This is a genomic window from Streptomyces zingiberis (assembly GCF_012034935.1).
Taxonomy (GTDB): Bacteria; Actinomycetota; Actinomycetes; order Streptomycetales; family Streptomycetaceae; genus Streptomyces; species Streptomyces zingiberis.
This window is the reverse complement of the sequence record NZ_JAATEN010000002.1, coordinates 492,371-510,000: the sequence shown is the minus strand read 5'-3', so window position 1 is coordinate 510,000 and position 17,630 is coordinate 492,371. Positions and strand designations below refer to the sequence as shown.

Genomic DNA, 17,630 nt, shown 5'->3' with positions numbered 1-17,630 from the left:
CCGGTGAGCGCGGGACGAGCACGACGACCCGGCGTTCCCAGGCGCCGCGCCAGGCGGCGTCCACGGCCGGCACGGCCCGGCCGGCCGTCCGCGCCACCTCCGTCAGCCGCCGCTCCGGCTGGCCGACGCCCAGCACCAGGCTGTGCGGGCCGCGGACGGCCGTCACCCGGCCCTGTTCCCACAGGAGTTCGGGTCCGTCCGGGGCAGGCTCCTCGGCGGCCAGGTACCAGCGGCCGCCGCGCTCGGCGAGGGTCAGCCACCGGTCGGCGGTCGCCGGTCCGGCGTCGTGGCCCGCGAGCCGGTAGCTCAGCCGGGCCCGTACCGCGAGGCGGCGCCCCTCGCCCGCGGCGGGCGGGAAGCCTCCGGTGCCGGTGAGTTCGTAGCCGAGGGAGGCGAGGGGCACCTCGGAGAGGTTGCGCAGGGTCTCCCGCTGCCGGGCGCGGAGCCGGGTCGCGGAGGGCTCGACATCGGCCAGCAGCGCCCGCTCGTCCTTGCCGAGGAGGGCGGCCGACCGCCGGTCCAGCAGCCGCGCCACGTCCCCTTCGTCCGCCCGGGGGCCGCCGCAGCCGGGGAGCAGCGCCAGCAGCGCCGTGACCGCGAGCGCCACGGCCGTGCCGGTGGCCGCGCGCCGCGTCCCGTACGGCCCCGGAGGTGTCACGCCCCGATCGTACGGCGGCGCGGCGGCGACCGGGGTGTTCGGCGGGGGACGCCCGCGCGGGGCCGCGGTGGCCGGCCGCGCTCAGATCCGGGTGACCGTGGCGTTCGGCAGCATGCCCACCGGGTCGTACCGGACGCGTCCCCCGGGGCGCGGGGCGTGCACGACCTGCCCGCCGCCGACGTACATGCCGACATGGCTGGCGTCGGTGCGGTAGGTGACCAGGTCCCCGGGGCGGGCCTGGCTCAGCGGCACCCGGTGGCCCGCGAACCGCTGGGACTGGGAGGTGCGCGGAATGGCCACCCCCGCCTGCCGGTACGCCCACTGGGTCAGCCCGGAGCAGTCGAAGGCGGACGGGCCGCCCGCGCCCCACACGTAGGGCCGCCCGACGGCGCTCCGGGCGGCGGCCACCGCGGCGGCGGCGTGGCGCGAGGCGGCGGGGGCGCCGCCGAGGGCGCCGGGGCGCCCCAGCGAGCGGGCGGCGCGCGCCTCTTCGGCGCGCTGCCCGGGGGTGAGCCCGGCGAGCAGCCGCTCGGCGCGGGCCAGCCTGCTCTCCACGGCGCGCTGGTGGCGCCGGAGGGCCGTCCGGCTGCGTTCGGCCTCCGCCACCTTCCACGCCGCGCGCGTGCGCTGGGCCCGCAGCGCGGCCTGGGCCCGCCGCAGCGAGCGCAGTTCGGCCGCCTGGTGCGTGCCGATCCGGTTCAGGGTGGCGGCCTTCGCGAGATAGCTCTCCGGGTCGGAGGAGAGCAGCAGGCGCACCGCCGGGTCCACCCCGCCGGAGCGGTACTCGGCCCCGGCGAGCGAGCCGATGACCCCTCGCAGCCGGTTGACCCGGTCCTGTTCGCGTGCGACGCGGTCCCGCAGCCGCTCCGCCTCGGCGGTCAGCCGCCGGTGCCGCTCCCCCGCCGCGTTGTAGCGCTCGGTGGCCCGCTCGGCCTGGACGTGGAGCCGGCCGACCGCGGCCCGTACCTCCGCCGGGCCGTCCTGCGGCTCGGCGGTGGCGGGGGCCATGGGGACGACGGCGAGCGCCGCGGCGGCCGCCGCGGGAAGCACCGCGATCCTGCCGCGCTGGGTGAGGCCGGTCCTCCCGGCCCGGCGATGAGGTACCACTGCCGGACGCGCTCCCTTCCGCTGAGGTCCCGGACCGGTCGGGCCGGGACGCTGGAACTGCGCGGCAGAGAGTAGCCATCCACACGCGGAGGGTAAAGGCGGGGGCGCGGCGCGATGAAACGACCGCCCCACCTCAGACGCAGGTCACCCGGTGGGGCGGCGGAAGTCGGGGCTCACCCGATTCGCTCGATCGGGCGGTGTTGCGGCTAGCCGACGCGCACGCCGAACTGGAACGGCATGTTGTTGATCGACTCGTAGCGCACGCTGGCGCCGGGCTTCGGGGAGTGCAGGATCTGGCCGTTGCCCGCGTAGAGGCCCACATGGTGCAGGTCGCCGTAGAAGAAGACCAGGTCACCGGGTTTGAGGGCGCCCTGGCCGATCCGGGCGCCGTCACCGGCCTGCGCCTGGGAGGTACGGGAGATCCCCACCCCCGCCTGCGCGTAGGCCCAGGAGGTCAGCCCGGAGCAGTCGAAGGAGCTCGGGCCGGTCGCGCCCCAGACGTACGGGGAACCGATCTTGGACTGGGCGGCGGAGAGCGCGGCGGAGGCCCGCTGCGAGCCGGGGAGGGCGCTGCCGAGGTCCACCCGGCCGGCGGTGGCGCGGTCGGCGCGCTTCTCCTTCTCGGCGAGCGCGGCGCGCTCCTTCTCCGTCAGGGTGTTGAGCAGGGAGCGGGCCGCGGCGAGCTTCCCCTGGATCTCCCGCTTCTTCTCGCCGAGCGACTCGCGGGTGGTGGAGAGGTCCTCCAGCTTCCCGGCGGCCTCGGCGCGCTGCTGCTGCAGCGTGCGCTGCTTCTCGGCGATCTTGGTGAGCGCCTCGGCCTGCTTGCCGCTCACCTGGTCCAGCGTGGCGGCCCGTTCGAGGTACTCGTCCGGGTCCGAGGAGAGCAGGAGCTGCACGGCGGGGTCGATGCCGCCGGAGCGGTACTGGGCGGTGGCCATCGCGCCGAGGCTGTCGCGCAGGTCGTTCAGCTCCTCCTGACCGCGCGCCACCTTGTCCTGGATCGTGGAGACCTCACGTTCCAGCTTCCGCTGCTTCTCCTTGGCCCCGTTGTACTTCTCGGTGGCGACCTCCGCCTCCTCGTACAACTTGTCGACCTTGGCCTTGACCTCGCTCTTGGAGGGCTGCGGGTCGGCCTGGGCGGACTGGGACGTGAGGGCGACGGCGGCAGCGGCGGTGGCCGTGAGCACGCTGACGCGCGCTCGGCCCGGCTGTCTGGGACGACGGTGGGACGCCACGGAGGCGGACTCCTTCTCCTCCAGCCGCCTGCCGGGCGGGGTCGCCGACCCCGGCTCCGGCTGCCCGGTCCCCCGTCCTGCCCGGACAAGCCGGCTTCGGCGGTGCCTCCGCGGACACCCCGGATGGATGGTCGACCGCGCGGAAGGTCGAGCCCGACAGTAGTGAGATGACGTGATCGGTTCAAACGCTGGTGAGAAAAAATACCCGGGTGGAGGGAGTTTTTACCGAACGGCACACTTCCCGTCATCATCGCCCGGCGCCCGGGCACCCGGGCACCCCGGCGCCGGCTCCCGGGCCGTGACGGACCGCCGGCGGCGTTCCGCGGAGGCGGCGCCCGGCGGATCCGCCCACCGGAGGGCTCCGGAGCCCCGGTTCCGCCGGTGACTCCGGCGGGCGGCACCGGCCCGGCGCCGGGGACGGGCAGGCCCGGGGCGCCAGGTGCGGGCCCGCCCCGGCGTCAGGTGCGGGCGAGACGCTTCAGCAGCAGCGTCGAGGCGACCGGGCGCGCCCCGGCGCGCGCCACGCCGTCCGCCACCTCCCGGTCGGCCGAGACCACCACCACCGGGCGCCCGGGCGGTTCGGCGCGCACCAGGCGCCGGATGAGCTCGTCGGCGGTCTCCCCGGGCTTGCTGAAGAGGACCCGCACCCCGCGCGGCGGCGCCAGCAGGACCGGCGCGGCCAGTTCGGCGCCGTCGAACACGCAGGTCATCTCCGCACCGGTCTGCGCGGCCAGTACCGCCAGCCCGCCCAGCAGCCGGAGCCGCTGCTTCTCCAGCGGGAGCGTCGGATAGCCCGTCTTGGTGACGTTGTAGCCGTCCACCACCAGATGCGCCTGAGGGAGCGCCAGCAACTGGTCCAGCAGGGCAGGGTCGGTGTCCGACAGCGCCCGGGTGGCCACGTCCCGGGGGTTCATCCGGCCCGGCTCGACCGCCTCCACGGTGTCGGCCGGGCGCTGCGCGGCGGGCGGCAGCGCCAGTTCGCGGCGGAGCCCCTGCGCCGCGTCGAGCACCGTGTCCAGCAGCAGCCGCAACCGCATGTCCTCCACGCTGCGGCCCTCGCGCACCGAGCGGCGGCTGGCCTCCAGGGCCGACTCGGCCTCCGTGAGCCGGGCCCGCAGCCGGCGGGCCTCGCTCTCCGCCGCGGCCTTCTCCGCCGCTCCCGCGGCCCGTACGGACTCCAGCTCCGCCGCGGCCTTGCGGAGCGCGGCCTCGCCCCGGCGCACGTCGCTCACCGCGCTGCGGAGCTTGCGGTGGAGGACGTCCGCCTCCTTGCGGGCGCTCTCCAGTTCGGCGCGCGCCCGGTCCGCCTCGGCCCGCGCCGCCGAACGCGCCTCGGCGAGTTCCTGGCGCAGCCGCCGCACCTCGCGCCCGGCCTCCTCCTCGGCCTGCTCGGCCCGGGCCCGCTGCGCCTCCTCACCGGCCGCGGCCACCAGCTTGGGCCATCCCGCGGGCCGCAGGACGTACGCCAGCGCGGCCACCTCGGCGGGGTCCGCCGCGGCGGGCGGCGCGCCCGCGTCCAGGGCACCGGCCAGCTCCGGCTGCGCCTCGGCCAGCAGTTCGCCCACCCGCCGGCGGAACGCCGGGTGACTCTCCAGGGCGGCCGCCATGGCGTTCCCGGCGAACCGCGCCCGCCGGGTGGGGGTGAAGCGGGCGTACTGCCGGAGCTGCGGCGGGAGTTCGGCCATCGTCAGACCGCCGAACACCTCCGCGACAAGGGTGACGACCCGGCGCCGCACCCCTTCCGGCAGCGGCCGGTCGAGCACCTCGTCGGCGCCGGCGGCCCGCTCCGCGTCCTCGGGGCCGCCGCCTGTGTGCTCCACCACCTGTTCCCGCTCCGCTCTCAGCCGCTCGCGCCGGGACGGTCCACCAGTTCGACCTGGTCCACCGCGTCGCACCACCGGCAGCGGACCGAGTCGATGTTCTCGTCGAGTACCTTGCGCTCCTCGACCCGGGGCTCGCCCGCCAGGTCCAGGTGCACGTACTCGACCGCTCTGCTGGAGCGGGTCACGTCGAACCGGGTGAGATTGCCGCACAGGGTGCAGCGCCACCGGGTGCCGTCCGTCGGCCGGGGAACGCCCATCGTGTCGACCTCGCCTTTCTTCCGCTTCCGCCGGGTCCGCCGCGCGGGCCGGTCTGTGCTGTCTCCGTCCGGACCGGCCGGGGGTACCGTCCGGCCGGGACATCCCGGCCGGGCCGGGCCGGACGTCCTGACCGGGGCCGGGGCGGGCCGGCGGCGCCGGTGATTCCGGGTGGTGCGTTCTGCGTGTTCCCGCTTCCGCGGCCGCCTTCGCATACCGGAATACCGGGTGCCACGGCGCGCCCTCGGGCCGCGGGATGTTCGCACGCCACCCTACGGCCTCCCCGCCGGGCGGCGCCGGGCCCGCCCGCCCGGTGGACGCCCCGGCGAGGCGTTCCGCGCGCGCCCCGCCCGTTACGTCATGATCTGCCCATGTTGCGAAAGGCGCGCGGGGAGCCCGGGGAGCGTCCGGGCTCCCCGGGACCGCCCCCGCCGCCCGGGGACGGAGAAGCCCCGGCGGGTCCCGCGCCGCTGGTGACCCGGACGCTGATCACCCTGTGCGGCCTGGCCTTCGTGCTCGGCCCCGTCTCCGGTCTCAACCCCGCGCACGGCACCGGAGCGCGGCCGGCCGCAGCGCAGCAGGCGCACTTCCACCGCTGGGGCGTCGTCCCGGACGAACTCCTCAGCGGCGCGCCGGAGGCGCTGCTCACCCCGCTGACCGCCTTCTTCGTCCACGGGAGCTGGCTCCACCTGCTGGGCAACCTGCTCTTCCTGCACGTCTTCGGCCGGATGGTGGAGACCCGGCTGGGTGGGGCGCGCTATCTGCTGCTGCACGCCGGCACGGGCTATGTCGCGCTCCTCGCCTTCGCCCTCGCCGATCCCTCCTCGGGCCAGGCGCTGGTGGGGGCGTCGGGGGCGGTCTCGGGGGTGCTCGGCGCCTTTCTGGTGCTCTTCCCGCGGGCCCGGGTCACCAGCTTGTTCCCCTTCCTCCTCTTCCTTCCGCTGCGCTTCCCGGCCTGGCTGGTGCTGCCCTTCTGGTTCGCCTTGCAGTGGCCCGCAGCGCGGGGCGCCGAATCCGCGGGGGTGGCGCATCTGGCCCATCTCACCGGCTTCCTCGCCGGGTTCCTCTGGACGTGGGCCCGCCGGGGGCGGACGGCTAGAGTGAACGGCGCACACCGGGCGACCGAGGGAGAGAGCCAGCCGTGATCACCGCGATCGTGCTCATCAAGACCAGCGTGGACCGCATCCCCGAGATCGCCGAGTCGATCGCCGCCCTGGAGGGCGTCAGCGAGGTGTACTCCGTGACCGGCGGCTACGACCTGGTGGCGATGGTGCGGGTGGCCCGCCACGACGACCTGGCCGAGGTGATCCCCGGGCGGATCAGCAAGATCCCCGGGGTCGAGGTCACCGACACGCATGTGGCGTTCCGTACCTACTCCCAGCACGACCTGGAGGCGGCGTTCGCCATCGGGCTCGATTCCTGAGCGCGCCCCGCCGGGCGCCGGCTCCCCGGCCGGGCCTCCGGCGGCGCCCCCGGGAAGGCGGCAGGACCGGCCCGCCCCGGCCTCCGGGCCGTCCGGATCCGGCGCCCGGCCGGACGGGGCCGTGGCGGCGGGGCGCCGGCCTTCCGGACCCCGCCACCGGCCGGCGCCGGGCTCCGGTCAGGCGTTGCTGGCCGTGACCCAGCGCTCCAGCGTGCGCCGGGCCGCGCCGGAGTCGATGGACTCCGCGGCCTCGGCCATGCCCTCCGCGATCCGCTTGGTCAGCGGCTGCTCCGAGGGGCGGAGCGCGGCCAGCGCGGCCGCCGAGTTCAGCAGCACCGCGTCCCGGACGGGGCCCGTCTCGCCCGCCAGCAGCCGGCGCGCGACGTCCGCGTTGTAGGAGGCGTCCGCACCCCGCAGCGCCTCCACGGGCACCAGTTCCAGCCCCACGTCCCGCGGGTCGAAGGGCTCCTGCCGGACCGTGCCGTCCCGGACGATCCACACCTGCGAGGTGCTGGTGACCGTCAGCTCGTCCAGGCCGTCGTCGCCCCGGAAGACCAGCGCGGACGAACCGCGCTCGGCGAGCACACCGGCGACGACCGGTGCCATCGCCGCGCTCGCCACGCCGGTGGCCTGCGCCGTCACCCGGGCCGGGTTGGTGAGCGGGCCGAGGAAGTTGAACGGGGTGGCGATGCCCAGCTCCCGCCGGGCGGGGGCCACATGACGCAGCGCCGGGTGGAACTTCACCGCGAAGCAGAAGGTGATGCCGGCCTCCTCGGCCACCTCCACCACCCGCCGCGGGGTGAGTTCCAGGTTGACCCCCAGCTTCTCCAGCACGTCGGAGGCGCCGCTGGCGGAGGACGCGGCCCGGTTGCCGTGTTTGACGACCCTGGCGCCCGTGCCCGCGACGACGATCGCGGACATGGTGGAGATGTTCACCGTGCGGGCGCGGTCGCCGCCGGTGCCGACGATGTCGACGCTCTCGCCGGGCACGTCGATGAGGCGGGCGTGCCCGTACATGGCCCGCACCAGACCCGACATCTCGGCGACCGTCTCGCCCTTGGCCCGGAGGGCCACCGCGAAGCCGGCGACCTGGGCGTCGGTGGCCTCGCCGCGCATGATCCGGTCCATGGCCCAGGCGGTCTCGTCGGCGCTCAGGTCCACGCCGTCGAGCAGCGTGGTGAGCAGATCGGGCCAGGTACGCGCCGCCACGCTGCCGCCGCCTGCCGGGGTCACGACGTTCATGGTCCGCTCCTGGGGTCCACGGGACGGGGAAGAGGGGGCCGGCCGCGGCGGGCCCCGGCCCAGCCTAACGGGGCGGGAGCCCGCGTACGGGCCCGGTGGACCGGACCGGGCGGAACGGGCCGGGCGGACGGGCGGAACGGGCCGGGCCCCGGCCGTCCCGCGAGGGGGACGGCCGGGGCCCGGGTGGCGACGGCCGGCGTGTGCCGGGGCGTCAGTGGTGACCGTGGCCGCTCTGGATCTCCTTGAACTCCTCCGGGGTGGCCTTGGGGATCTGCGTCCCCTCGCCGTACCAGGCGCGGGAGAGCCGTGCCCGGAGCTTCTGGCTCCGGGGCACCTTGCGGCGCACCCCGTTCTCGTCGGTCTCCGCGGCGGGCTCGATCGGCTTGCGCTGCTCGTGCTGGGTGAGGGTGTGCAGCTGCTCCTGCGAGAGCGGCTCGTGCACCTCGACGAACTCGCCGTGCGGCAGGCGCTTGATGATGCCGGCCTCGCGGCCGTGCAGCACCTTCTCCCGGTCGCGGCGCTGGAGGCCCAGGCAGATCCGCTTGGTGACGATGAAGACGAGCACCGGGACCGCGAAGAAGGCGATCCGCACGAACCAGGTGACCGCGTTGATCGACATGTCGAAGTGGATGGCGAAGATGTCGTTGCCGCCACCGAGCAGCATCACCAGGTACCAGCTGATCCACGCGGCGCCGATCCCGGTCCGGGTCGGGGCGTTGCGCGGACGGTCCAGGATGTGGTGCTCCCGCTTGTCGCCCGTGATCCACGACTCCAGGAACGGGTAGACCGCGATGACCGTCAGCACCAGCGGGAAGACCACCACCAGCGGGATGGCCACGCCCAGGTTGAGCGTGTAGCCGCCCGGGATCACGAACTCCCAGGCGGGCATCGCCCGGATCAGCCCCTCGGAGAAGCCCATGTACCAGTCGGGCTGCGCGCCGGTGGAGACCTGGTCGGGCCGGTAGGGGCCCAGCGCCCAGATGGGGTTGATGGTGAAGAGCGCGGAGAGGATCGCGATCACACCGAAGACCAGGAAGAAGAAGCCTCCCGCCTTGGCCATGTAGACCGGCAGCAGCGGCATGCCGACCACGTTGGTGTTGGTCTTGCCGGGGCCCGGGAACTGCGTGTGCTTGTGGTAGAAGACCAGGATCAGGTGCGCCACCAGCAGCCCGAGCATGATGCCCGGCAGCAGCAGGACGTGCGCGGCGAAGAACCGCGGGATCACGTCGTGGCCCGGGAACTCCCCGCCGAACAGGAACATCGACAGGTAGGTGCCGACGACGGGCACCGCGAGGATCGCGCCCTCCATGAAGCGGACGCCCGTGCCGGAGAGCAGGTCGTCCGGGAGCGAGTAGCCGGTGAACCCGGTGAACATGCCGAGCACGAACAGCAGGAAGCCGAACAGCCAGTTGATCTCGCGCGGCTTGCGGAACGCGCCGGTGAAGAACACCCGCATCATGTGCACGAACATGGAGGCCAGGAAGATCAGGGCCGCCCAGTGGTGGATCTGCCGGATGAGCAGACCGCCGCGCACCTCGAAGCTGATGTCCAGCGTCGAGGCGTAGGCCTCGGACATCCGGACGCCCTGCATCGGGACGTAGGCGCCGTGGTACTCCACCTCACCCATGCTGGGCACGAAGAACAGCGTCAGATACACACCCGTGAGGATGATGATGATGAAGCTGTAGAGCGCGACCTCGCCCAGCATGAAGGACCAGTGGTCCGGGAAGATCTTGCGCATGTTGGCCTTGGCCAGGCTGTAGATGCCCAGCCGGCCGTCCGCCCAGTCGGCGATCCGCTCTCCAGCGGGCGCCTTGCGCCGGTTGTCGGTCGCAGTACTCATCCGCGCTCCCAGAAGCTCGGGCCGACGGGTTCCGAGAAGTCCCCGAGTGCTTCGAGGTAGCCGTCCTGGTTGACGCCGATCCGCAGCTGCGGCAGGGCGTGACCGGCCGGGCCGAAGATCACCCGGGCCCCGTCGGAGAGGTCGAAGGTGGACTGGTGGCACGGGCACAGCACGTGGTGCGTGTTCTGCTCGTACAGGGTGACGGGGCAGCCGACGTGGGTGCAGATCCGCGAGTAGGCGACGATCCCGTCGTGCGACCACTCCAGTTCCTGCTTGTCCTTGATGTCCTCCGGCTGGAGCCGGACGATCATCAGGGCGGCCTTGGCGATCTCCGTCTGGAAGTCGTGCGCGTCGTCCTCCAGGCCCTCGGGCTTGGCGAAGGTCAGCGACCCCACCGGGATGTCCTCCGGGCGCAGCGGCTGGTTGGTGTTCTGGTTGACCAGCAGCTTGCCCTTGCCCCACAGCGTGTGACGGAGCTTGTCCCCCGGCAGCGGGCCGAGGTCACGCAGGAGCACCACGCCGGAGAGCGGCACCATGGCCATCGCGCCGAACATGGTGTTGCGGATCAGCTTCCGGCGGCCGAAGCCGGACTCCGCGGCGCCCTGCCGGAAGTCCTCCATGACCTTGGACCGGACCTCGGGCGTCGCTTCGATCGGGTGACGCTCGTCGGCGACCTCCACGTCCGACATCAGCGTGCGGGCCCAGTGGACCGCGCCGGCGCCGATGCAGAACAGCGCGACGCCGAGGGTGAGGCCCAGCGCGAAGTTCAACGCGCTGACGTGCCCGAACGGCCAGATGTAGACGAGCTTGTCGATCGGCAGGACCACATAGCTGGCGATGAAGCCGACGGTGGCCAGCATCGACACGACGAAGAGCAGCGCGATGGTGCGCTCGGAGCGCTTGGCGGCCCGCTCGTCGATGTCCTGGATGCGGTGCTGGTGCGGCGGCAGACCCGGGTCCGCGAACGGGTTGTCCGTGGTGTCCACGGCGGAGCCGTGAGCAGCCGGCTCACCCGGCAGGGATGCGTGGGACACGTCTTTGTTGGATCCAGTCTGACTCATGACTTCCTGGCCTTTGCGGTCCGGGCGGCGACCCAGACGGCGACGGCGATCATCGCGCCGAGGCCGAAGGTCCAGGCGAACAGTCCCTCGCTGACGGGGCCGAACCCTCCGAGGTCCAGGCCACCCGGGCTGGCGGACTTCTCGCTGTTGACCTCGCCGAGGTAGGCGATGATGTCCTTCTTGTCCTGCTCGGTCACCGTGGTGTCCGGGAAGACGGGCATCGCCTGCGGGCCGGTCAGCATCGCCTCGTAGATGTGCTTCGGGGTGACGTCCTCCAGCGCGGGGGCGTACTTGCCGCTGGTCAGGGCGCCACCCTTACCGGTGAAGTTGTGGCACTGCGCGCAGTTGGTGCGGAAGAGCTCCCCGCCCTTGGCGATGTCCGCGCCCTCGGGGTTGTACTGGTCCTCGCTCGGCACGGCGGGGCCGGGGCCGAGGGAGGCGATGTACGCGGCCATCTGGTCGATCTCGGCCTGCGTGTAGACGACCGGCTTCTTCGGCGCCTGGGCGCCCTGCTGCTGCAGGGGCATCCGGCCGGTGCCGACCTGGAAGTCGACGGCGGCGGCGCCGACCCCGACCAGGCTGGGGCCGTCACTCGTGCCCTGACCGCCGGTGCCGTGGCAACTCGCGCAGCCGGTGGTGTAGAGCTGCTTGCCCTCCTTGATGGCAAGCGACTGGGCGGTGGTGTCGGCCTGGGCCTTGTCCGCGGGTGCGAACGCCGCGTACAGCCCCCCGGTGACCGCCAGCGCGAAAAGTAGGACGACAAGCGCCGCCAGCGGATGGCGCCGTCGTGCGGAGAGCTTTTTCACGGATTACCCCGGTGTCAGGATCTTCTGCTCGATGCTTCTGGCTTGGTGTAACGCGGTCCGGCGGGACCGGCTACTTGATCAGGTAGATCGTGGCGAAGAGGCCGATCCAGACGACGTCGACGAAGTGCCAGTAGTAGGACACAACGATGGCCGACGTGGCCTGTTCGTGGGTGAACCTCTTGGCCGCGTAGGTCCGGGCCAGGACCAGCAGGAAGGCGATGAGCCCGCCCGTCACGTGCAGTCCGTGGAAACCGGTGGTGAGGTAGAACGCCGAGCCGTAGGGGTCGGAGGAGAGGGAGATGCCCTCGTGCTTGACCAGCTCGGTGTACTCGAAGATCTGGCCGCCGATGAAGACCGCGCCCATGATGAAGGTGATCACGAACCAGCTGCGGAGCTTCTTGACGTCTCCGCGCTCGGCGGCGAAGACGCCGAGCTGGCAGGTGAGCGAGGAGAGCACCAGAATCGTGGTGTTGGTCGCCGCGAACGGGAAGTTCAGCGTGTCGGCCTTCTCCCCCCAGAACTCGGCGCCGGTCACCGATCGCAGGGTGAAGTACATCGCGAAGAGGGCCGCGAAGAACATCAGCTCGGAACTCAGCCAGATGATGGTTCCGACGCTGGTGAGATTCGGTCGGTTGACCGACGGGTGCGCGTGCCCGGTGTCTACTGTCGTTGCTGTCGCCACGCCCGACATTATGTCGGTCGCCCTCCCGGCCCTCACCACGGGGGTGGGGTTCGGTGTGTCCGCCCCGTCCGCCCCGGTGACGGGGGTGGTGCGGCGGCTCCCCCGCGAGGTGCCCCCGGGGCCCGTCCCGCCCGGCCGGGGCCGCCGGGGGGCGCCGCCCGGCGGCGTGGGGGCGATGCCGGTCGCGGCGCCCGGCGGGCACTCCCGCCCGGATCACCCCGCGGCCGGGGCCGGACGGATCTTGACTGTCCGGACCCTCCTCGCCGGGGCCCCGCGCGGAGTAGCATCCGGCAGACGGCTCACACCCACCGTGCCGCCCTCACGCCGCAAGCCTGGAGGAACGATGCAGCCGACCGCCACGGTCCTGGTCTACAGCGACAACGCGACCACGCGGGAGCAGGTGCGCCTGGCGGCCGGGCGCCGTCCGGCGGCCGACGTGCCGCCGGTGGAGTTCGTCGAGTGCGCCACGCTGCCCGCGGTGCTCTCCGCCCTGGAGGCGGGCGGGATCGACATCTGCGTCCTGGACGGCGAGACGGCTCCCGTCGGGGGCATGGGCGTCTGCCGGCAGATCAAGGACGAGATCTTCCACTGCCCGCCGGTGCTGCTGCTCATCGGCCGGCCCCAGGACGCCTGGCTGGCCACCTGGAGCCGGGCCGAGGCCGCCGTCACCCACCCGGTGGACCCGGTGGAGTTCGCCGGCGCCCTGGCGGGGCTGCTGCGGAGCCGGACCGCCGTGGGCGCCTGACGCCCCGGGCCATCGGGGGCCCCGGGCGGGGCCCCGCCCGGGTTCAGGTCACAGCTGCGGGCGGAGCCGGGCCGGCTGCGCCGGGCCGGCCTGCTGCCGCCGCACGGGGCCGCGGAGGGCGCTGCCCTCGGACCACTTGGCCCAGGTGAGGTTCCAGTCGCCGAAGCCGTTGTCGAAGGGCGTCATGTCCTCGCCCTCGCTGCCCACGACCCGCACGATGTCGCCGGGGCGCACCGCGTCGAAGAACCACTTGGCGTTCTCCATGCTCATGCCGGTGCAGCCGTGACTGACGTTGGCCGAGCCGTGGGAGCCCACGGACCAGGGCGCCGCGTGGACGTACTCGCCGCTCCAGGTGAGCCGCACGGCCCACTGCACCGGCAGGTCGTAGGACTCGGAGCTGCCGGCGGCGATGCCCACGGTGGTCGAGCGCATCCGGACGAACGGCTCCTTGGCGAGCACGATCTTCGTGCCGTTCCGGGTCTCGAATCCGGGCTTGCCCGTGGTGACCGGCACCGTCTTGACCACCTTGCCGTCCCGCCTGAGGGTCAGGGTGTGGTTGCGGGCGTCGGTGACGACCTCCACCCGGGGCCCGGTGCGGATGCGCAGCGGCTTGGACGCCCCGCCGCGGGAGCCGCGGCCGGTGTCCACCCCGTCGAGGGTGCTGCGCGCCTCGATGGTGGCGCGGGCGGGCCAGAACGCGCGGGGCCGGTAGTGCAGGGTCTTGTCGTCCACCCAGTGCCAGGCGCCGGAGACGGCGGGGCGCGAGCTGACGCGCAGGGAACTCTCCACCCGGGCGCGGGCGGCGCGGTCCTTGACGGGCCGGCTGAGTTCGGCGGTGATGGGCTGCCCGACGCCGTAGGTGCCCTTCTCGGGGCCGAAGGTGACGCGCAGCCGCCGTTCCGCCGAGGCGGTCCGGAAGTCGATGACCCGGAGGCCGGGGGCCCCGTCGCCGTCCTCGGTGCTCACCCGGAGGGTGTAGCGGACCCCGGCGGCGAGCCGGGAGGTGCTGCGCCAGCGGGAGCCGTCCTCGCTGAGCTCGCCGCGTATTCGGTGGCCCGCGGTGTCGCCGGCGGTGACGTCGGTGATCCGTCCGCCGCTCTTGGCCGTCAGCTCCAGCGGCCTGTCCGGGTCGAGGGCGCGCTCGGCGTCCCCGTCGCCGTCACCGCTGAAGGCTATCTGCCCGGTGGCGTCGTACGGCTTGGCGCTCAGGGGGTGGCCCGAGCCGCCGCAGGCGGCCGCGCCGGTGACGAGGCCGCCTATCAGCAGCCCACTGCCCAGGACGGTGCGTATGCGCGTTCCGTGGTGCTGCGCGCGGGTCAGAGGAGTCATGGGCTCAACGTACGAAATGCCGGAATCCCCGGCGTGGTCTGAGTGGGCCGAACGGGTGGGGGCCCGGAAGCGGATGCTTCCGGGCCCCCACCCGTTCAGGTGATTCCGGGGTCGCCGGTGCTTACTGCGTGGCGTTCTCGCCCCGGTAGTACTCGAACACCCAGCCGAAGAGTCCGATGAGGAGGATCGGCAGGGAGAAGTACAGCAGCCACCAGCCGAACACCACGCCCAGGAAGGCCAGCGCGCTGCCGATGCCCAGCGCGAGCGGCTGCCAGCTGTGCGGGGAGAAGAAGCCCAGCTCACCGGCGTCGTCCGCGACATCCGCCGTCTCGTTGTCCTGAGCCCCGGTGTCCACCCGGCGCGCGGTGAACGCCAGGTAGAAGCCGACCATCAGGCAGAGCCCGAAGGTGAGGAAGAGCGCCGTGGTGCCCACCGGCTCCTTCGACCACAGGCCGTAGACGGCACAGGTGGCGAGGAAGAAGAGCGCCAGCCAGAGGAAGATGTGTCCCTGGACCTTCACTTCGCGGCCTCCTTGTCCCCGGCCAGGGCCTTGCCGGCCAGCGCCTCACGGGCTTCGAGCTGGTCGATCTCCGCGATCTCCGGGTGGTGCAGGTCGAAGGCCGGGGATTCGGAGCGGATGCGCGGCAGGCTGAGGAAGTTGTGCCGCGGCGGCGGGCAGGCGGTCGCCCATTCGAGGGACCGGCCGTACCCCCACGGGTCGTCCACCTCGACCTTCGGCGCGTAGCGCGCCGTCTTCCAGACGTTGTAGAGGAACGGCAGGATCGACAGGCCGAGCAGGAAGGACGCGATCGTCGAGACGGTGTTCAGCGCGGTGAAGCCGTCGGCGGCGAGGTAGTCCGCGTAGCGGCGCGGCATGCCCTCGACACCCAGCCAGTGCTGGACGAGGAAGGTGCCGTGGAAGCCGGTGAACAGCGTCCAGAAGGTGATCTTGCCGAGCCGCTCGTCCAGCATCTTGCCGGTGAACTTGGGCCACCAGAAGTGGAAGCCCGCGAACATCGCGAACACCACGGTGCCGAAGACCACGTAGTGGAAGTGGGCCACCACGAAGTAGGAGTCGGAGACGTGGAAGTCCAGCGGCGGCGAGGCCAGGATGACACCGGTCAGACCACCGAAGACGAAGGTGATCAGGAAGCCGACGGTCCACAGCATCGGCGTCTCGAAGCTGAGACTGCCCTGCCACATCGTGCCGAGCCAGTTGAAGAACTTCACCCCGGTCGGGACCGCGATGAGGAAGGTCATGAACGAGAAGAACGGCAGCAGCACACCGCCGGTGACGTACATGTGGTGCGCCCAGACGGTCACCGACAGGCCGGCGATCGCGATCGTCGCGCCGATCAGGCCGATGTAGCCGAACATCGGCTTGCGGCTGAAGACCGGGATGATCTCCGAGACGATGCCGAAGAACGGCAGCGCGATGATGTACACCTCGGGATGGCCGAAGAACCAGAAGAGGTGCTGCCACAGCAGGGGCCCGCCGTTGGCCGCGTTGAAGATGTGCGCCCCGAACTGCCGGTCGGCCTCCAGCGCCAGGAGCGCGGCGGCGAGCACCGGGAAGGCGAGCAGGACCAGCACACCGGTCAGCAGGACGTTCCAGGTGAAGATCGGCATCCGGAACATCGTCATGCCGGGGGCGCGCATGCAGATGATCGTGGTGATGAAGTTGACCGAGCCCATGATCGTGCCGAAGCCCGAGAGGGCCAGGCCCATGATCCACAGGTCACCGCCGACACCCGGCGAGCGGACGGCGTCCGACAGCGGGGTGTAGGCGAACCAGCCGAAGTCGGCCGCGCCCTGCGGGGTGAGGAAGCCGGCCACGGCGATCAGCGAGCCGAAGAGGTACAGCCAGTACGCGAGCATGTTCAGCCGCGGGAACGCCACGTCGGGCGCGCCGATCTGGAGCGGCATGATCCAGTTCGCGAATCCGGCGAACAGCGGCGTCGCGAACATCAGCAGCATGATCGTGCCATGCATCGTGAACGCCTGGTTGAACTGCTCGTTCGACATCAACTGCGTGCCCGGCCGGGCCAGCTCGGCGCGCATGAAGAGCGCCAGGACCCCGCCGATGATGAAGAAGAGGAAGGAGGTGACGAGGTACAGCGTCCCGATGGTCTTGTGGTCGGTGGTCGTCAGCCACTTCACGACCTGACTGCCGGGGCTCCTCCGGCGCACGGGCGGAGCGGCGTCGACCGCCGCGGCACCCCGGGGTTCGTTGAGGATGCTCATGGGTTGTTCGTCTCCGCATTCTTGGCGGCATCACTCTGCGGGATGCCCGCGGGGATGTAGCCGGTCTGGCCCTTGTCCGCCAGGTCCTGAAGGTGCTTCTGGTACCGCTCCGGGGAAACCACCTTCACGTTGAAGAGCATCCGGGCGTGGTCGGTGCCGCACAGCTCGGCGCACTTGCCCATGAACGTGCCCTCCTTCTCAGGAGTGACCTCGAAGACATTGGTGTGTCCGGGGATGACGTCCATCTTCATCAGGAACGGCACCACCCAGAAGGAGTGGATGACGTCCCGGGAGGTCAGGACGAACTTGACCGACTCGCCCTTCGGCAGCCACAGGGTCGGCCCCGGGTTGCCGTTCTGCGGGTTGCGGTCCCCGGGGACGCCGGCGTCGTAGACGCCCTCGGCGCCCTCCGGGACCCCTTCCAGCTTCTTGTCCGCGATGGAGGCGACCTCCTTGGGCAGCTTGCCGGGCGTCGCCGGGTCGCCGTCCACGTCCTCCATGTAGTTGAAGCCCCAGCTCCACTGGTAGCCCACCACGTTGATCACGTGGTCGGGCCGTTCGGAGGTCTTGAGGAGCGCGCTCTGGTCCCGCGCGGTGAAGTAGAAGAGGACCGAGACGATGATCAGCGGGACCACCGTGTAGAGGGTCTCGATCGGCATGTTGTACCGGGTCTGCCGGGGGATCTCGACCTTGGTCCGGGACCGCCGGTGGAAGATGACACTCCACAGGATCAGGCCCCAGACGAGCACGCCCACGGCGAGCGCGGCGGCCCAGGACCCCTGCCAGAGGGCGAGGATCCGGGGCGCCTCCTCCGTGACGGGGGTGGGCATTCCGAGGCGGGGGAAGTCCTCGGATGTGCAACCGGTGGCGGTCACCAGGACCAGGCCCGCGGCAAGCGCCTGCGGCAGCTTCCGCCGCATCGGGCGCCGCGACGAGCGGTCGGAGCCGTTGGGACTCACGTAGCGCCTTCCCGAGAGTCTCGCCCGCCGACCTGCGCCCGCTCTGCGTTCGGTCGCCGGCCCTTGTCGCGGGCAGGGGTTTGGATGTTTATGCGGTCCAAACCCTACTGGACGCCATTTGGGGTCGCGCGAGGAGGGTACCCAACGCGCCGCGCGTCTTCCCGGAGACGCGGAACGGGCGCGGGACGGCGGACTCCGGCCCGCCCGGCGCACCCCGC

Annotated in this window: 17 protein-coding genes (1 of these 17 cut by a window edge); 3 read left to right on the top strand and 14 right to left on the bottom strand. The window is 72.5% G+C overall.

The features are described from left to right. From HCK00_RS04285 to HCK00_RS04265, 5 genes are all read right to left on the bottom strand, one after another. A protein-coding gene (locus HCK00_RS04285) for a hypothetical protein (RefSeq protein WP_311765133.1) crosses the window boundary here: on the bottom strand, positions 1 to 658 show its 5' portion. The gene continues 596 nt to the left of window position 1, outside the view; the window shows 658 of its 1,254 coding nt (coding positions 1-658); the start codon lies at positions 656 to 658; its stop codon lies off the left edge, out of view. Positions 659 to 739: 81 nt separating this feature from the next. After that, on the bottom strand, positions 740 to 1,765 hold the full coding sequence (locus tag HCK00_RS04280; RefSeq protein WP_311765132.1) for a C40 family peptidase: 1,026 nt from the start codon (positions 1,763 to 1,765) through the stop codon (positions 740 to 742). 206 nt (positions 1,766 to 1,971) lie between these two features. Beyond that, complete coding sequence (locus HCK00_RS04275) at positions 1,972 to 3,000, bottom strand: C40 family peptidase (protein ID WP_168100362.1); 1,029 nt, start codon at positions 2,998 to 3,000, stop codon at positions 1,972 to 1,974. Between the two features lie 458 nt (positions 3,001 to 3,458). Then, positions 3,459 to 4,823 (bottom strand): NYN domain-containing protein, encoded by a 1,365-nt coding sequence (locus tag HCK00_RS04270; protein ID WP_168100361.1) that lies wholly within the window; start codon positions 4,821 to 4,823, stop codon positions 3,459 to 3,461. Positions 4,824 to 4,840: 17 nt separating this feature from the next. Continuing rightward, a complete protein-coding gene (locus HCK00_RS04265; protein WP_168100360.1) occupies positions 4,841 to 5,080 on the bottom strand; it encodes a hypothetical protein in 240 nt (79 codons plus the stop codon). 369 nt (positions 5,081 to 5,449) lie between these two features. Here HCK00_RS04265 and HCK00_RS04260 point away from each other — a divergent pair, with 369 nt between their 5' ends. Beyond that, positions 5,450 to 6,223 (top strand): rhomboid family intramembrane serine protease, encoded by a 774-nt coding sequence (locus HCK00_RS04260; RefSeq protein WP_168100359.1) that lies wholly within the window; start codon positions 5,450 to 5,452, stop codon positions 6,221 to 6,223. After that, positions 6,220 to 6,501 carry an Lrp/AsnC family transcriptional regulator gene (locus HCK00_RS04255; RefSeq protein WP_168100358.1) on the top strand — a complete coding sequence of 94 codons (282 nt, stop codon included), beginning with the start codon at positions 6,220 to 6,222 and terminating at the stop codon, positions 6,499 to 6,501. The genes HCK00_RS04260 and HCK00_RS04255 overlap by 4 nt, the downstream gene beginning before the upstream one ends. Before the next feature lie 177 nt (positions 6,502 to 6,678). Here HCK00_RS04255 and trpD read toward each other — a convergent pair whose 3' ends face one another. The 5 genes from trpD to ctaE form a co-directional block, all read right to left on the bottom strand. Further along, complete coding sequence (gene trpD / locus HCK00_RS04250; protein WP_168100357.1) at positions 6,679 to 7,743, bottom strand: anthranilate phosphoribosyltransferase; 1,065 nt, start codon at positions 7,741 to 7,743, stop codon at positions 6,679 to 6,681. Positions 7,744 to 7,954: 211 nt separating this feature from the next. Continuing rightward, positions 7,955 to 9,586 (bottom strand): cytochrome bc1 complex cytochrome b subunit, encoded by a 1,632-nt coding sequence (qcrB, locus tag HCK00_RS04245; RefSeq protein WP_168100356.1) that lies wholly within the window; start codon positions 9,584 to 9,586, stop codon positions 7,955 to 7,957. Then, positions 9,583 to 10,647 carry a cytochrome bc1 complex Rieske iron-sulfur subunit gene (gene qcrA, locus HCK00_RS04240; protein WP_168100355.1) on the bottom strand — a complete coding sequence of 355 codons (1,065 nt, stop codon included), beginning with the start codon at positions 10,645 to 10,647 and terminating at the stop codon, positions 9,583 to 9,585. Before qcrA ends, qcrB begins: the two co-directional genes overlap by 4 nt. Then, positions 10,644 to 11,453 (bottom strand): cytochrome bc1 complex diheme cytochrome c subunit, encoded by an 810-nt coding sequence (gene qcrC, locus HCK00_RS04235; RefSeq protein WP_168100354.1) that lies wholly within the window; start codon positions 11,451 to 11,453, stop codon positions 10,644 to 10,646. The genes qcrA and qcrC overlap by 4 nt, the downstream gene beginning before the upstream one ends. A 70-nt stretch (positions 11,454 to 11,523) precedes the next feature. Beyond that, positions 11,524 to 12,144 carry an aa3-type cytochrome oxidase subunit III gene (gene ctaE, locus HCK00_RS04230; protein WP_168100353.1) on the bottom strand — a complete coding sequence of 207 codons (621 nt, stop codon included), beginning with the start codon at positions 12,142 to 12,144 and terminating at the stop codon, positions 11,524 to 11,526. A gap of 334 nt (positions 12,145 to 12,478) precedes the next feature. Here ctaE and HCK00_RS04225 point away from each other — a divergent pair, with 334 nt between their 5' ends. Next, on the top strand, positions 12,479 to 12,880 hold the full coding sequence (locus HCK00_RS04225; RefSeq protein WP_168100352.1) for a response regulator transcription factor: 402 nt from the start codon (positions 12,479 to 12,481) through the stop codon (positions 12,878 to 12,880). A gap of 48 nt (positions 12,881 to 12,928) precedes the next feature. Here the strand turns inward: HCK00_RS04225 and HCK00_RS04220 are convergent, their stop codons facing one another. The 4 genes from HCK00_RS04220 to ctaC form a co-directional block, all read right to left on the bottom strand. Further along, positions 12,929 to 14,209 carry a L,D-transpeptidase gene (locus HCK00_RS04220; protein WP_168100351.1) on the bottom strand — a complete coding sequence of 427 codons (1,281 nt, stop codon included), beginning with the start codon at positions 14,207 to 14,209 and terminating at the stop codon, positions 12,929 to 12,931. 121 nt (positions 14,210 to 14,330) lie between these two features. Next, on the bottom strand, positions 14,331 to 14,729 hold the full coding sequence (locus tag HCK00_RS04215) for a cytochrome c oxidase subunit 4 (RefSeq protein WP_168100350.1): 399 nt from the start codon (positions 14,727 to 14,729) through the stop codon (positions 14,331 to 14,333). After that, positions 14,726 to 16,453, bottom strand: coding sequence for an aa3-type cytochrome oxidase subunit I (ctaD, locus tag HCK00_RS04210; RefSeq protein ID WP_168100349.1), 1,728 nt, complete (start codon positions 16,451 to 16,453; stop codon positions 14,726 to 14,728). The genes HCK00_RS04215 and ctaD overlap by 4 nt, the downstream gene beginning before the upstream one ends. Beyond that, a complete protein-coding gene (gene ctaC, locus HCK00_RS04205) occupies positions 16,450 to 17,412 on the bottom strand; it encodes an aa3-type cytochrome oxidase subunit II (RefSeq protein ID WP_168100348.1) in 963 nt (320 codons plus the stop codon). The genes ctaD and ctaC overlap by 4 nt, the downstream gene beginning before the upstream one ends. Positions 17,413 to 17,630: the final 218 nt, after the last annotated feature.

Excerpts from the sequence above, each read along its gene's own strand:
- HCK00_RS04265 (WP_168100360.1), bottom strand. The coding sequence starts at position 5,080 with ATGGGCGTTCCCCGGCCGACGGACGGCACCCGGTGGCGCTGCACCCTG.
- HCK00_RS04260 (WP_168100359.1), top strand. The coding sequence starts at position 5,450 with ATGTTGCGAAAGGCGCGCGGGGAGCCCGGGGAGCGTCCGGGCTCCCCG.
- trpD (WP_168100357.1), bottom strand. The coding sequence starts at position 7,743 with ATGAACGTCGTGACCCCGGCAGGCGGCGGCAGCGTGGCGGCGCGTACC.
- qcrB (WP_168100356.1), bottom strand. The coding sequence starts at position 9,586 with ATGAGTACTGCGACCGACAACCGGCGCAAGGCGCCCGCTGGAGAGCGG.
- qcrA (WP_168100355.1), bottom strand. The coding sequence starts at position 10,647 with ATGAGTCAGACTGGATCCAACAAAGACGTGTCCCACGCATCCCTGCCG.
- ctaE (WP_168100353.1), bottom strand. The coding sequence starts at position 12,144 with ATGTCGGGCGTGGCGACAGCAACGACAGTAGACACCGGGCACGCGCAC.
- HCK00_RS04225 (WP_168100352.1), top strand. The coding sequence starts at position 12,479 with ATGCAGCCGACCGCCACGGTCCTGGTCTACAGCGACAACGCGACCACG.
- HCK00_RS04220 (WP_168100351.1), bottom strand. The coding sequence starts at position 14,209 with ATGACTCCTCTGACCCGCGCGCAGCACCACGGAACGCGCATACGCACC.
- ctaD (WP_168100349.1), bottom strand. The coding sequence starts at position 16,453 with ATGAGCATCCTCAACGAACCCCGGGGTGCCGCGGCGGTCGACGCCGCT.